Origin of the sequence: Francisella halioticida, from assembly GCF_002211785.1 — a bacterium.
GTDB lineage: Bacteria > Pseudomonadota > Gammaproteobacteria > Francisellales > Francisellaceae > Francisella > Francisella halioticida.
The window spans coordinates 2183612-2197430 of record NZ_CP022132.1 but is presented as its reverse complement, the minus strand read 5'-3'; the positions used below and the strand labels follow the sequence as shown (position 1 = coordinate 2197430).

Below are 13819 nucleotides of genomic sequence, written 5' to 3'. Positions count from 1 at the left end.
AACTAAAATATATCCAAAGACCTTTATAAACAAAGGGTTAGATGTTTTTAAAAGCAAAAAATAACTGAATGAGTAAGATTGTATTGTAATAATGCTAAAGAAGCAATCATAAAAAAACCAGCCTGTGGATAATTATGTTAATTAATTTGTTTATTTTCTGTTTAAACTATTGTTCATTAACTTATTCATAAATATGTTGATATTTTTGTTGATAATTCTGATTATTTTTCATCCACATTTTTATCCATATTAATTTTATATTACTTCTACACTCTTATACATTCTTTTCAATATACTTAAAACCTTTTAAATAACTAGTTTATAGAAAGTTATCAACACTTAAATGCCTACATAATAAATAATAATATAAAAAAAGAAAAAATACTTTATATAAGTATAATAAAAGAAAAAAGGCTTAAAAATATAAAAAAAAATTATTTTGTTTATAATAAATGTTAGTTAAATTTTAAAATCTTTTAATAAATGTCTTTAAATACAGAAATATTTCTAAATATAAATAAATATGAACAAAGAATAGCAGTTAAAGAAAATAATGTTTTAAAAGAAATTTTAATAGAAAGAGATAATCAAAAAAGAATAGTTGGAAATATCTACAAAGGAAAAATAATAAGAGTTTTACCTGGAATGCAAGCAGCTTTTGTTGATATAGGTTTAGAAAAAGCAGGCTTTTTACATTTATCTGAAGTTATTCCCATAGAAAGAGATTATAGCGAAACAGATGAAAAATTTAAGCTGAAAAAATTAAATACCGAAGATATTAATAAGTGGTTACGTGAAGGACAAGAGGTTTTAGTACAAGTAGTAAAAGAAAGTATAGGGAATAAAGGAGTTAAGTTAACATCTCATTTATCAGTATCATCTAGATTTTTAGTTTTTTTACCAGATTTAGATCACATAGGAATCTCTTTAAAAATAAATATAGAAGAAGAAAAACAAAGATTATTAGATTCAATACAAAAAATAACACAAAGTGAAAACCCTCGTGGTTATATTTTACGAACAGCTGCTGAAGGAGCTAGTTTTGAAGAGTTAGAAAATGATATAAAGTTTTTAAATACTTTATGGCAATATATTTTAGATACTTCAAGCACTATTATAAAATCAGGCATTGTTTATGAAGACTTTAGTTTAATAATAAAAACAATTAATATTTTTGCTAATGATAATCCTAATAAAATCCTTGTAGATAATATTGATTCATATAAAGAAATTTGCCATTTTGCTGATAAATATATTCCTGGCTTAAGAGATAAAATAGAGCTTTATCAAAAACATAATATTTTTGAAGAATTTGATATAGAAAATGAGATAAATAAAGCACTAAATAAAAAAGTTTATTTAAAATCTGGAGGTTATCTAATAATAGAACAAACCGAAGCAATGATAACAATAGATGTAAATACAGGAGGTTTTATTGGCAGTAAAAATCTTGAAGAAACTATTTTTAAAACGAATTTAGAAGCTACAAAAGAACTAGCAAGGCAACTTAGATTAAGAAATCTAGGAGGTATAATAATAGTTGATTTTATAGATATGATGGATCAATCAAATAAAAAGCAAGTTTTAGAGGCTTTAAAGAAAGAATTAGAAATTGATAAGGCTAAGACTAGTGTTAGTGACATATCAGAGCTAGGATTGGTTGAAATGACTCGTAAAAGGGTTCAGGAAAGCTTAGCAAGGACTTTATGTAAACCTTGCGAGCATTGTAATGGCAAAGGAAATGTTAAAACATTACAGACTATTTGCTATGATATTTTTAGAGAAATAAAATCTGAAGCTATAAATTATCCTAACTATAATAATTTTTTATTAATTTCTTCAAAAAAAATTATTGATTATATTGAAAGAGAAGAGTCTATATGGCTTGCAGAATTGGAGTTATATATACAAAAAAATATCCATTTAAAATCTGAAAATAACCATATATACAATCAATATGACATAATTCCATTAAATTAAAAAAAATAAAAAAATGTTATTGACAGTATTACAAAAGAATATATAATACTAACTCATAGTCGCCGACTTAGCTCAATAGGTAGAGCAACTGACTTGTAATCAGTAGGTCGCCAGTTCGATTCCGGCAGTCGGCACCATAAAAAACGGAGTGGTAGTTCAGTTTGGTTAGAATACCTGCCTGTCACGCAGGGGGTCGCGGGTTCGAGTCCCGTCCATTCCGCCATATTCTCATTAAGGTCTATTTCTTAAAACTCAGTTTCCCCTTTTTACTTCTGATATGATTTAGACCTTAATTTATTCTATTTTCTTGATGTATAGTAATTTCGATTTTACGATTTTTATGATATAAAAAATCAAAATGTATGTTTCAAAGCAAAATAGCTTTCAACATTTCTCAAAATCATCCACAAAAAGGCTTAAACTGCCTAAATTTATAGACCTATAGATACACTTATCCTAGTAGAGCTACACGGGTATTCGTTTTCTGCTAGCTAATTAGGTATGAAATTGCATTAATTGTTTGGTTGATTTTACAATGACTCTAAATGAAGGTAATAATTGAGCTCCACATAATATACATTTTAAAGGATCAACATTAAAAGATAGTAAAGACATTTGTTGGTAAGATATATCAACTTTAACTTTAGGCTTATGTCCTAATATCTCATAAATCTTAGGTAATAATTCACCTCTGACAGCATTAGCTAGAAATCCATAATACCTAATCATTCTAAAGCCTTTTTCAGGTATATGTTGAATGAATCTTTCGATAAATTCATCCATAGTAAGCTCTAGGTCTTGGTGTTTACTATTTCGATGATTAAGAAACCTAAATTTGATTGTATTACCATCATATGATCATACCCTCCTATTTGGGACACTTAGGTGTTAAGAAAAGGAGACAAGATGAGATATACAAAAGAGTTTAAAGATGAAGCTGTTAAATTATGTTTACAACCAGATGCAAATAGACGAGAAATAGCAGATAACTTAGGGGTTAAATATAAAACCATTTGCAGTTGGATATCCAAAGCCATGTCAAACCCTCAGAAAGAAATAAAGATAGATTATAAAACGCAGTACCAGCAACTATCTTTTGAAAATACTGATTTGAAGAAAAAACTCAAACAGGCAGAAACAGAGCGTGAAATACTAAAAAAGGCAGCAGCGTACTTTGCAAAGCAAAATCTGTAAGGTACGCCTTTATTAAGGAGCATTATAAAGTTATGCCAGTAACAACACTATGTAAATCTTTGAATGTGAGCACATCTTCATATTACAGATGGATTCATAAACCTATAGGTAAAAGGCAATGCTGAACTAGATGATGCTATTTTAATGAACATAAATCTAGATATGGAAGTGTTAGGATATACAAAGAGCTTAAAGATATGGGTTGGAAAGTTACTCAACCTAGAGTATCTAAACGTATGAAATTACTTGGTTTACATGCTAAAGCGGCTCGTAAGCATAAGAAAACTACAGATTCTAACCACAACAAACATGTTTATGATAATTTATTAGAACAAAACTTCACTGCTTTATCTGTAAATCATAGGTGGGTTACAAATATAACTTATGTACCTACACAAGAGGGGTGGCTGTATCTTTGTGTGATTATACACTCTGATAAATGGTCACAGTACTGTAGCAAACAATATCAAGACATTATTAAAGAACACTGGCTACTATCAAGTATGAGCTCTAAAGGATGCTGTTACGATAATGCTGCTTGTGAAAGTTTCTTTGGAACTTTAAAAGTAGAGTTAGTACATGATGAAAGCTATAAAACTAGAGAAGAAGCTAAACTATCAATATTTGAATATATAATGGAAAATGAAGTAGTAAACTGTCCCAAATTGACGGGGTAGATAAATATTCTTTTATTTTAGACATCGCTATAGGTGGTTTTTTGATATATCTTCCAATGTATGTGATAGTATGTTCATAATAAGAAACTATGATTGATTTTATCTCTTAAATAAGAATATATATTTTAATAAAAAGAACTTTTGTTTAGTAAATTAAATAATGTATTAGAGTCTTTTACAAGCTTACTAATTTGAATGTAATTGAAAAGATAGATACATAAAAATGGGATCGCTTTCATCAGCAAAATATACATTAATATATTTATTATATGTATCCCTTTGTTTATATATTGATATTATTTTGTAATGGTGTATCATTACAAAGATACAAAATAATTATTTTTTTAAAATTATGGCTTCAAGCAAGAATGGCTGGAATCAATTAATAGATATTTTAGCCAAAACTACAGATTCAAATGATATATCCGCTCTTTGTGACTTTCTATTTACTAAAGAAGAGAAAGAGCAGGTAAATAATAGAGTTTTATTAACTAAGCAATTAGTAAATAAAACTAAATCACAAAGGGAAATATCTAAAAATTTAGGGATTAGTATTTGTACAGTAACAAGATGCTCTAATGCTTTGAAAGAATGTTCCATAAAAATAAAAGAAATATTTGGAAAATAATATTAAAAAATTAGTAAGGTAAATAATGATAGATAAAAAAATACCCAAAGAAGAAAATAAAAAAGGCTTTTTAGTATCAAATATACATAAAATAGATTATCAAGAAGACTTAAACAAATGTTTTGTTAATTTATGTACAGATAAAAAAAATACTATCTTATTAGAATCTGCAGAGATAGATACAAAAGATAAATTAAAAAGTATTTTAGTATTAAATAGTGCTTTGAGAGTTTCATGTATAGGTAATAAAGTTATTATAAAAGCTTTATCTGAAAATGGAGAAAGTGCTTTAAGTACTATAAAAGATAGAGTAAAAAGTAGCATACAAACTAATTATAAAAATAAAGAAGTAATTTTTACTTTTAATAATAAAAAAGCTAGCAACCATAATGAGCATGAAAATCTTAAAAAAGAATCTGTTTTTGATGGTTTAAGATTAATAAAAGAAAATTTTGAAGTATCTAATAAATTTAGTATATTTTTGGCTGGATTATTTGCTTATGACGTAGTAGGTAACTTTGAAAATATAGATAATGTAAAACGTAAAAATAAATGTCCTGATTATGTGTTTTATTTAGCTGACACTATTTTAGTTAGTGATCATAAACAGAAAAAAACTTATATTCAAACTAATAGCTTTAATTCTAAGAATATTAAGGAACTATGCAGTAATATTAAGTTTATTAAAGAAAATATAAATAATAATGTAAGCATTAAAATTGAAAAGTTTGATAATTTAAAACCACAAGAATCAATAAATGATAGAGATTTTTGCAATATTGTTGATCAGTTAAAATCTCATATTATAGATGGTGATATATTTCAAGTTGTACCATCAAGAAGCTTTTTTTTGCCATGTCAAAATTCTTTAGAAGTTTATAAAGAACTTAAACGCACAAATCCTAGTCCTTATATGTTTTATATGCAAGATGAGGACTTTATACTTTTTGGAGCATCACCAGAAAGCGCCTTAAAATATCAAAAAAACACTAATCAAGTTGAAATATATCCTATAGCTGGTACACGTAGACGTGGTAAAAATTCTAATGGTAGTATTAATCCAGATTTAGATAGTAGAATAGAATTAGAGCTTAGATTAGATATAAAAGAAAATGCTGAACATATGATGTTAGTTGATTTAGCTAGAAATGATGTTACAAGAATATCAAAAACAGGGACTAGATATTTAGCAGATCTATTAAAAGTTGATAAATATAGCCATGTAATGCATTTGGTGTCAAGAGTAGTTGGCCAACTTGCTAATGATCTGGATGCACTTCATGCTTATCAGGCATCTATGAATATGGGAACACTTACTGGTGCTCCAAAGATAAAAGCTATGCAATTAATTTCTGAAGTAGAAAAACAAACAAGAGGCGGATATGGTGGAGCTGTAGGCTATCTAAATGGTTATGGTGATTTAGATAGTTGTATAGTCATTCGTTCTGCTTATGTTGAAGATAATATTGCAGAAATTCAAGCAGGGGCTGGTGTAGTCCTAGATTCTATACCTATAGCAGAAGCTGATGAAACTAGAACAAAAGCACAAGCTGTAATAACAGCTATTAAAAATGTACATGGAGTATAACTAATGGCAAATATTATATTTATAGATAATTTTGATTCTTTTTCTTATAATTTAGTTGATGAGTTTAAAATTTTGGGAAATAATGTTGAAGTATATAGAAATAATTTATATTTAGAAGTTTTGCTTGATAAAATAAATTCAGTAGAAAACCCAATAGTTGTTATATCTCCAGGCCCTGGTAGCCCAGCTAATGCAGGTTGTATAGTTGATTTAATTTCTATAATAAAAGGAAAAGTTCCTATAATAGGTATTTGCTTGGGCCATCAAGCTATAATAGAAGCTTATGGTGGGATAATTTCACATGCTAATGAAATAGTGCACGGAAAGATATCTAAAGTAAAACATAATAATCATACTATTTTTAATGATTTAGAATCTCCATTAACTGTGGCTAGATATCATTCATTAGTGGCAATAAAAGTACCTACAGGGTTAGAAAATATAGCTGAAGTTAATGATCTAGTTATGGCTGTTGTAGATGATAAAAATAAAGTTTGTGGTCTACAATTTCATCCAGAATCTATAATGACAATACATGGTTCTAAACTTTTAGATAATGTAGTTAAATGGATACAACAATGAGTGATTTAAGAAAGATAGTTGATAAGTTGTATAATTTAGAAGATTTGAGTTATCAAGAAAGCTATCAATTATTTTATTTTTTCATTAAAGGTGAAGTAGAGCTAGCTCTACAAACAAGTATATTAACGGCTCTTAAACTGAAAAAAGAAACACCTATCGAGATAGCAGGAGCAGCAAAAGCATTGGTTGATAATACCAAAAAATTTCCAAAAATTAATGGAGATTTAGCTGGTATAGTGGGCACAGGAGGAGATGGTTTTAATACCATTAATATATCTACAACTGCGGCTATAGTTGCAGCTGCAGCAGGTTATAAAATAGCTAAATATGGTGGTAGAAGTGTATCAAGTAAATCAGGATCTTTTGATCTTTTAGAATCTTTTGGAGTAAATATAGAACTTTCACCAGAAAAAACTAAAGAATGCATAAATAAAAATAATTTAGGTTTTTTATTTGCTCCTTTTTATAGTAAAGGTTTTAAGTATGTAAAACAAGCCAGGTCAATTCTGAAAACTAGAACTATTTTTAATATTCTTGGACCTTTAATAAATCCAGCTAAACCAAACAAGGTTATTATAGGTGTTTATTCTAAAGATTTAATTTTGCCAATGGCAAAAACTTTAATTAATTTAGAAATAGAAAGAGCTTTAGTAGTACATGGAAGTGGTTTAGATGAAGTTGCGATACACGATGATACTTATATTGCAGAGATAAAAAATAATAAAATTAAAGAGTATATCGTTTCACCAAAAGATTTTGGTATAGATAGTTTTGCTATTAAAGAAATCGAAGGTGGTTTACCACAAGAAAATAAATATATTATAGAGCAAATTCTTTTAGGCAAAGGAAAAAAAGCTCATAACATTGCTGTTGCTGTTAATGTGGCAATGCTTATGAAGCTTTATGGTAAAAATAACTTAATGGAAAATACACAGTATATTTTAGAATTAATTAAGTCTGGTAAATGTTTTAAAATTTTAGAAAAAGTTAAGAATTATGGGAATAAATAATGAAAAAAATAGTTTATAGTTTATCCATATTATGTTGTAGTTTAGGATTTTAAGCCAATGAAAATATCAAATATGATAAAGCTGTTTTTGCAGGTGGTTGTTTTTGGTGTTTAGAGTCAGATTTTCAATATATGCAAAAACATCCCAGTTTAAGCCATAATGGTATTATAAATATTGTCTCAGGCTATGATGGAGGGTTACAAAAGTACCCTACGTATAAAAAAGTATCATCAGTAACTACAGATTATAAAAAAAATTAGTTGAGGTTATATATAATCCTAAAAAATTAGCTATAAAGAGCTAGATGTATAGTAATTTCGATTTTACAATTTTACGATTTTTATGATATAAAAAATCAAAATGTATGTTTCAAAGCAAAATAGCTTTCAACATTTCTCAAAATCATCCACAAAAAGGCTTAAACTGCCTAAATTTAATGAATAGCGATTTCGATATTGCGTAAAAAATGCTGAAAAATCCAAATTTCAGATAATCAAAAAATGACAAAACTCATATGCTCACAAAAATACACTTATCATAGTTATTTGATACTAAAATAAAGTTATTCTTAACCAATTCCATATTCCAGACGAATTAATCCCTGTAGTGCTAAATAATTCGTTTTCTTTTTGCCAGATGTTCATGGTGATTCATAAAATCTTTTGAGCTCAATCCAATTACAGTACCTGTGAGTAGTAGTTGCGAACCACACAATATGCATTCTAAAGGATCAACAGTAAAAGATTTTTTGTACAGCTCAGCCCATTTGGTTTTAGTGGTAGCTTTAGGATCTTGCTTAAATATCTGATATATCTTCGGCAACAATTTACCTCTAACACAGTTTGCGAGAAAGCCGAAGTATCTGATGAGTCTAAATCCTTTGGGAGGTATATGCTGAGTAAATCTATCTAAGAAATCATTCATATCTAGAGTTTCATTTTTGAATTTAGATATTTTGTGATCTAAATATCTAAATGTAACTTCTTTACCATCATAATGCTTTAAGCGAGACATTGATATAGGTGGTCTTCGGATATATCTACCAAGATATGCTATTGTGTTTTTTGGATTATTTGTAGGCTCTGCAAAATGTATAACCCACTGTTTATTAAACTGTTCGTCAATTTCAGTTTGTGTAAGATGCTCTCTGAGTAAGTTTAAAACTCTATATCGCCACATAGGCATAATCACCTTTTTTACAAACCTAATTTTCTTCCAAACATTTTTATCATTAATACCGCCCATAGTTACTGACATGTGTAGATGAGTATTCCAATTAAGAGCTCTACCAAAAGTATGGATAGCCATAAACATCCCAATACGAATACCTTTTTGTTTCTTGGCAATTTCATTGAAAATATCGCCAGCTATCTTTGGAAGTTTGTTAAGAAGTTTCCAATCTTTGAATAATGGCCATAAAGTATCAGGCATTGTTAGAGTTATATGTTGCCAGTCACAATTAGGCAAAGTTTCTAATTGCTCATTAATCCAATCGTTGGTTGGTTTAACTCCACATGTTTGACAATATCTACATGAGCAACTATGAGTGACATTCTTGGAGTGTAAGCATTTGGGGTTAGAGCAGCTGTAGTGATGAAAACCTCTGGCACGGATGCCACAAGCTAAGCATCTTAACTATTGTCTCAACTACCTCAGTTCTGATGATATCTTTATATGTTTGATAATAATCCCACCAAGCATTTTTATACTGCAGTAGCTCTTGGATTTTAGTTGGTGTTCTAATTGGTCAAATATAAATCAAACGAAGTTGATTTATATTGTATCAAAAAACCCTAGTTTGGTTAAGATTTAAGTTACCAACGCAGTTGGTTACCTTGATGAATAGCGATTTCGATATTGATGAATAGCGATTTCGATATTGCGTAAAAAATGCTGAAAAATCCAAATTTCAGATAATCAAAAAATGACAAAACTCATATGCTCACAAAAATACACTTATCATAGTTATTTGATACTAAAATAAAGTTATTCTTAACCAATTCCATATTCCAGACGAATTAATCCCTGTAGTGCTAAATAATTCGTTTTCTTTTTGCCAGATGTTCATGGTGATTCATAAAATCTTTTGAGCTCAATCCAATTACAGTACCTGTGAGTAGTAGTTGCGAACCACACAATATGCATTCTAAAGGATCAACAGTAAAAGATTTTTTGTACAGCTCAGCCCATTTGGTTTTAGTGGTAGCTTTAGGATCTTGCTTAAATATCTGATATATCTTCGGCAACAATTTACCTCTAACACAGTTTGCGAGAAAGCCGAAGTATCTGATGAGTCTAAATCCTTTGGGAGGTATATGCTGAGTAAATCTATCTAAGAAATCATTCATATCTAGAGTTTCATTTTTGAATTTAGATATTTTGTGATCTAAATATCTAAATGTAACTTCTTTACCATCATAATGCTTTAAGCGAGACATTGATATAGGTGGTCTTCGGATATATCTACCAAGATATGCTATTGTGTTTTTTGGATTATTTGTAGGCTCTGCAAAATGTATAACCCACTGTTTATTAAACTGTTCGTCAATTTCAGTTTGTGTAAGATGCTCTCTGAGTAAGTTTAAAACTCTATATCGCCACATAGGCATAATCACCTTTTTTACAAACCTAATTTTCTTCCAAACATTTTTATCATTAATACCGCCCATAGTTACTGACATGTGTAGATGAGTATTCCAATTAAGAGCTCTACCAAAAGTATGGATAGCCATAAACATCCCAATACGAATACCTTTTTGTTTCTTGGCAATTTCATTGAAAATATCGCCAGCTATCTTTGGAAGTTTGTTAAGAAGTTTCCAATCTTTGAATAATGGCCATAAAGTATCAGGCATTGTTAGAGTTATATGTTGCCAGTCACAATTAGGCAAAGTTTCTAATTGCTCATTAATCCAATCGTTGGTTGGTTTAACTCCACATGTTTGACAATATCTACATGAGCAACTATGAGTGACATTCTTGGAGTGTAAGCATTTGGGGTTAGAGCAGCTGTAGTGATGAAAACCTCTGGCACGGATGCCACAAGCTAAGCATCTTAACTATTGTCTCAACTACCTCAGTTCTGATGATATCTTTATATGTTTGATAATAATCCCACCAAGCATTTTTATACTGCAGTAGCTCTTGGATTTTAGTTGGTGTTCTAATTGGTCAAATATAAATCAAACGAAGTTGATTTATATTGTATCAAAAAACCCTAGTTTGGTTAAGATTTAAGTTACCAACGCAGTTGGTTACCTTGTAGAATATTTTTACCGTCGTATAAACCCTACCAATTCAAAAGGACAGTTTTGTGATAAAGGTAAGCAATATAAATCTACAATTTATTATATGAATGAAAATCAAAAAACTATTGCTGATGATGTTACAAAAAAACTAAAAAAAATATTTAGTAAAAATAATAAAAAAGTATATACTCAGATTTTGTCAACGACAAAATTCTATGAAGCTGAAAAGTATCATCAAAATTATCATTATAAGAATCCTAAAAGGTATTGTTATTATCGTACAGGTTGTGGGCGTGATGAAACAATAAATAAAGTTTGGAAAAATATAGATTGGAAATATAGTAATGTAGTTCCTTTTAATATAGCATCTAGCTATGCAGAATGTTTAACTAGATAAATATGAGAATAGTAGGTGTATCAACAAAAGTTTCTAATGATAGAGATGATTTACTTGAACAAGCATGGGAATTATTCTTTAATAGTGAAGTTTTAGAGTATCTCAATGGACAAAACTTATCTCAAGATATAATATCAGTTTATTATGAATATGAAGGTGATCATACAGCCCCTTATACTCTTTTAATAGGTTATGAAGTAAATAATTCTTTTGAAACTCCGATAGGCTTAGATTCAGTTATTCTTGAGAAGAATCATAAAATTTTTAGGGTAGAAGGAGACCTTCCTGATGCTGCTATAGAAAAATGGCGAGAGATTTGGAGTGATAATTCTAAAAAAAGAGTATATAAAGCTGATTTTGATAGATATAATCCAATCGAAGATTTTGTTGAGATTAATGTTGAATATAGTAGCTATTAATTAATAATGTAATAGATATATATTAGTTTTTGATTAAATATAAGCTTTAGGTATATATTAATCTATTTATGACCATGAATCACTTAATTGTTTAAATGCCATTTTATATAAAAAATTTAAATAAATTAATTAATTAAAAATTATCATGAAACCATTTATAAATTTAGATGAAATAGACACTTTTGAAGAGTCTAAGGAAGGTTCTTATCAAGAAAAATTTGCAAGTATTAGTGATAAAAGAGGAGCAAAGCTTTTAGGATATAGTATTACAATAGTTCCACCAGGAAAGAAAGCTTGCCCTTTCCATAATCATAGAATAAATGAAGAAATGTTCATTATCCTTGAAGGTGTTGGAACTTTGCGTTTTGGTGATATTGAATATCAAATACAAAAGCATGATATTATAGTTTGTCCTCCAGGAGATAGAGCTGTTGCTCATCAGATTTTAAATACAGGAAAATATGATTTGAAGTACTTTTGTATTAGTAGGAATGAACCTTACGATATTTGTGAATATCCAGATTCTAATAAGCTCATGTCGATGGTTGGAGAAGTAGGTAACAGTAAATTAAGACATATTTTTAGAGTTTCTGATGAGGTGGATTATTTTGATGGAGAAAAATAATCATATTATTCGTTTTAAAGTATAAAAATTAAACTTTTAAATATTTTTCGTTTAAAATATTACTTAAAATTAAAAAGAAATATTAATAAGTATGGAAACTATATTAGCAAAAATTGTTGAAGCAAAAAGAAAATGGCTTTTTTCTAAAAAAAGATTATTCCCTTTAGAAATTTTTAAAAATGAAGTTGATAAAACTGATAGAAAATTTTATGAGGCTTTAGACTCTCAAAAAGCAGTCTTTATATTAGAATGTAAAAAAGGCTCCCCTTCTAAAGGAATTATTCGTAAAAAATTTAATTTAAATGAAATAGCTTCAGTATATAAAAAGTATGCAAATGCCATTTCTGTTTTGACTGATGAAGAGTTTTTTATGGGAAGTTTTACAAATTTAGAAATTGTAAGAAATCAAGTAACACAGCCTATACTTTGTAAAGACTTTATTATAGATGAATATCAAATATATTTAGCAAGACACTATAAAGCCGATGCTATACTACTAATGCTTTCTATTTTGGATGATAATGAATATAAAAAACTAGCTAAAGTTGCTAGTCGTTTTGGTATGGGAATACTTACAGAAGCTAGTAATGAAGAAGAACTTCAAAGAGCTGTAAATCTAAAAGCAAAAGTGATAGGTATAAATAATCGTAATCTTAGAGATTTATCCATAGATTTAAATACTACTCGAGTGTTGGCTCCTAAAGTACCAAAAGATACTATTGTTATTTCTGAATCTGGGATTTATAAAAATCAAGAAGTAAGAGAGCTTAGAAACTGTGTAAATGGCTTTCTTATAGGTAGTTCTATTATGGGTGAGCGTAATTTAGAGCTTGCTGTGAGAAAAATAATATATGGATTTAATAAAGTGTGCGGGCTAACATCTGTAGAAAATGCCCAAAAAGCTTATGATGCAGGTGCTATTTATGGAGGATTTATATTTGTTAAGAAGTCGCCTCGATATATAAAATTTGACATGGCAAAATCTATAGCTAGAAAAGTTAAATTAAATTATGTGGGTGTCTTTGCTAACGCTAATATTGAGGATGTTGTTAATACGTCCTATGATTTGAAATTAAGTGCGATTCAGCTTCATGGTGATGAAGATCAAGAATATATAAATATTTTAAAATCTAAATTACATAGAAATCGCCAAATATGGAAAGCTTATGGAGTAGATAAAACTATTCCTAAGTTATTAGATAATGTTGACTATCATTTATTAGATGCTCAGATAGATGGACAATCTGGAGGTACAGGCAAAAGTTTTGATTGGGACCTTATTAAAGATAAAAATAATATAATATTAGCTGGTGGGTTAAGTTCTAAAAATATAGCTAAAGCAATAGAGTTAAAATGCTCTGCGTATGATATTAATTCGGGTGTTGAATCTGAACCTGGTCAAAAAGATCAGAATAAGTTAAAAGAAATTTTTGATGTTATTAGAAACTACTAATAATTTAAGATTATTTTT

General features: G+C 28.7%; 11 protein-coding genes, 2 tRNA genes and 4 pseudogenes. 14 read left to right on the top strand and 3 right to left on the bottom strand.

Going from position 1 to position 13819, the window contains the following annotated elements:
• The first annotated feature begins 483 nt into the window (after positions 1-483).
• The 3 genes from CDV26_RS11755 to CDV26_RS11745 all read left to right on the top strand — a co-directional run bounded on the left by CDV26_RS11755 (position 484) and on the right by CDV26_RS11745 (position 2203).
• Positions 484-1980 (top strand): Rne/Rng family ribonuclease, encoded by a 1497-nt coding sequence (locus CDV26_RS11755; protein WP_088773407.1) that lies wholly within the window; start codon positions 484-486, stop codon positions 1978-1980.
• A gap of 61 nt (positions 1981-2041) precedes the next feature.
• Positions 2042-2117: transfer RNA gene (locus tag CDV26_RS11750), tRNA-Thr, on the top strand.
• 8 nt (positions 2118-2125) lie between these two features.
• Positions 2126-2203, top strand: a tRNA-Asp gene (locus CDV26_RS11745).
• 272 nt (positions 2204-2475) lie between these two features.
• On the opposite strand, the gene CDV26_RS11740 is transcribed toward CDV26_RS11745, so the two are convergent.
• Positions 2476-2820, bottom strand: coding sequence for a transposase (locus CDV26_RS11740; protein ID WP_088773406.1), 345 nt, complete (start codon positions 2818-2820; stop codon positions 2476-2478).
• A 45-nt stretch (positions 2821-2865) separates the two neighbouring features.
• On the opposite strand from CDV26_RS11740, the gene CDV26_RS11735 reads away from it, so the two are divergent.
• The 7 genes and pseudogenes from CDV26_RS11735 to CDV26_RS11705 all read left to right on the top strand — a co-directional run.
• A complete protein-coding gene (locus CDV26_RS11735) occupies positions 2866-3174 on the top strand; it encodes a transposase (protein ID WP_157671285.1) in 309 nt (102 codons plus the stop codon).
• 197 nt (positions 3175-3371) lie between these two features.
• A complete protein-coding gene (locus CDV26_RS11730) occupies positions 3372-3851 on the top strand; it encodes an IS3 family transposase (RefSeq protein WP_088773405.1) in 480 nt (159 codons plus the stop codon).
• Positions 3852-4203: 352 nt separating this feature from the next.
• Positions 4204-4479: a trp operon repressor gene (gene trpR / locus CDV26_RS11725; RefSeq protein ID WP_088773404.1), complete on the top strand. Its 276-nt coding sequence runs from the start codon at positions 4204-4206 to the stop codon at positions 4477-4479.
• Positions 4480-4504: 25 nt separating this feature from the next.
• A complete protein-coding gene (locus CDV26_RS11720; protein ID WP_420809885.1) occupies positions 4505-6067 on the top strand; it encodes an anthranilate synthase component 1 in 1563 nt (520 codons plus the stop codon).
• 3 nt (positions 6068-6070) lie between these two features.
• Positions 6071-6649: an aminodeoxychorismate/anthranilate synthase component II gene (locus CDV26_RS11715; protein ID WP_088773403.1), complete on the top strand. Its 579-nt coding sequence runs from the start codon at positions 6071-6073 to the stop codon at positions 6647-6649.
• Positions 6646-7659: an anthranilate phosphoribosyltransferase gene (trpD, locus tag CDV26_RS11710; RefSeq protein ID WP_169709739.1), complete on the top strand. Its 1014-nt coding sequence runs from the start codon at positions 6646-6648 to the stop codon at positions 7657-7659. The genes CDV26_RS11715 and trpD overlap by 4 nt, the downstream gene beginning before the upstream one ends.
• Positions 7656-7951 (top strand): annotated as a pseudogene (locus CDV26_RS11705) (peptide-methionine (S)-S-oxide reductase); the annotation flags it as partial. The gene trpD and the pseudogene CDV26_RS11705, both read left to right, overlap by 4 nt.
• 317 nt (positions 7952-8268) lie before the next feature.
• On the opposite strand, the pseudogene CDV26_RS11700 reads toward CDV26_RS11705, so the two are convergent.
• Positions 8269-9403, bottom strand: a pseudogene (locus tag CDV26_RS11700) (IS91 family transposase).
• Between the two features lie 289 nt (positions 9404-9692).
• A pseudogene (locus CDV26_RS11695) lies at positions 9693-10827 on the bottom strand (IS91 family transposase).
• Between the two features lie 90 nt (positions 10828-10917).
• Here CDV26_RS11695 and CDV26_RS11690 point away from each other — a divergent pair.
• From CDV26_RS11690 to trpCF, 4 genes and pseudogenes are all read left to right on the top strand, one after another.
• A pseudogene (locus tag CDV26_RS11690) lies at positions 10918-11304 on the top strand (peptide-methionine (S)-S-oxide reductase); the annotation flags it as partial.
• Positions 11305-11306: 2 nt separating this feature from the next.
• Positions 11307-11723, top strand: coding sequence for a GyrI-like domain-containing protein (locus CDV26_RS11685; RefSeq protein ID WP_088773400.1), 417 nt, complete (start codon positions 11307-11309; stop codon positions 11721-11723).
• Positions 11724-11868: 145 nt separating this feature from the next.
• A complete protein-coding gene (locus CDV26_RS11680; protein ID WP_088773399.1) occupies positions 11869-12348 on the top strand; it encodes a cupin domain-containing protein in 480 nt (159 codons plus the stop codon).
• Between the two features lie 91 nt (positions 12349-12439).
• Positions 12440-13801 (top strand): bifunctional indole-3-glycerol-phosphate synthase TrpC/phosphoribosylanthranilate isomerase TrpF, encoded by a 1362-nt coding sequence (gene trpCF, locus CDV26_RS11675; RefSeq protein ID WP_088773398.1) that lies wholly within the window; start codon positions 12440-12442, stop codon positions 13799-13801.
• The last annotated feature ends 18 nt before the right edge of the window (positions 13802-13819 follow it).

Bases quoted from the DNA above. Each gene is read 5' to 3' on its own strand.
- CDV26_RS11715 (WP_088773403.1), top strand. From the start codon at position 6,071: ATGGCAAATATTATATTTATAGATAATTTTGATTCTTTTTCTTATAAT.
- trpR (WP_088773404.1), top strand. From the start codon at position 4,204: ATGGCTTCAAGCAAGAATGGCTGGAATCAATTAATAGATATTTTAGCC.
- CDV26_RS11680 (WP_088773399.1), top strand. From the start codon at position 11,869: ATGAAACCATTTATAAATTTAGATGAAATAGACACTTTTGAAGAGTCT.
- CDV26_RS11720 (WP_420809885.1), top strand. From the start codon at position 4,505: ATGATAGATAAAAAAATACCCAAAGAAGAAAATAAAAAAGGCTTTTTA.
- CDV26_RS11685 (WP_088773400.1), top strand. From the start codon at position 11,307: ATGAGAATAGTAGGTGTATCAACAAAAGTTTCTAATGATAGAGATGAT.
- CDV26_RS11755 (WP_088773407.1), top strand. From the start codon at position 484: ATGTCTTTAAATACAGAAATATTTCTAAATATAAATAAATATGAACAA.
- trpD (WP_169709739.1), top strand. From the start codon at position 6,646: ATGAGTGATTTAAGAAAGATAGTTGATAAGTTGTATAATTTAGAAGAT.
- trpCF (WP_088773398.1), top strand. From the start codon at position 12,440: ATGGAAACTATATTAGCAAAAATTGTTGAAGCAAAAAGAAAATGGCTT.
- CDV26_RS11730 (WP_088773405.1), top strand. From the start codon at position 3,372: ATGGGTTGGAAAGTTACTCAACCTAGAGTATCTAAACGTATGAAATTA.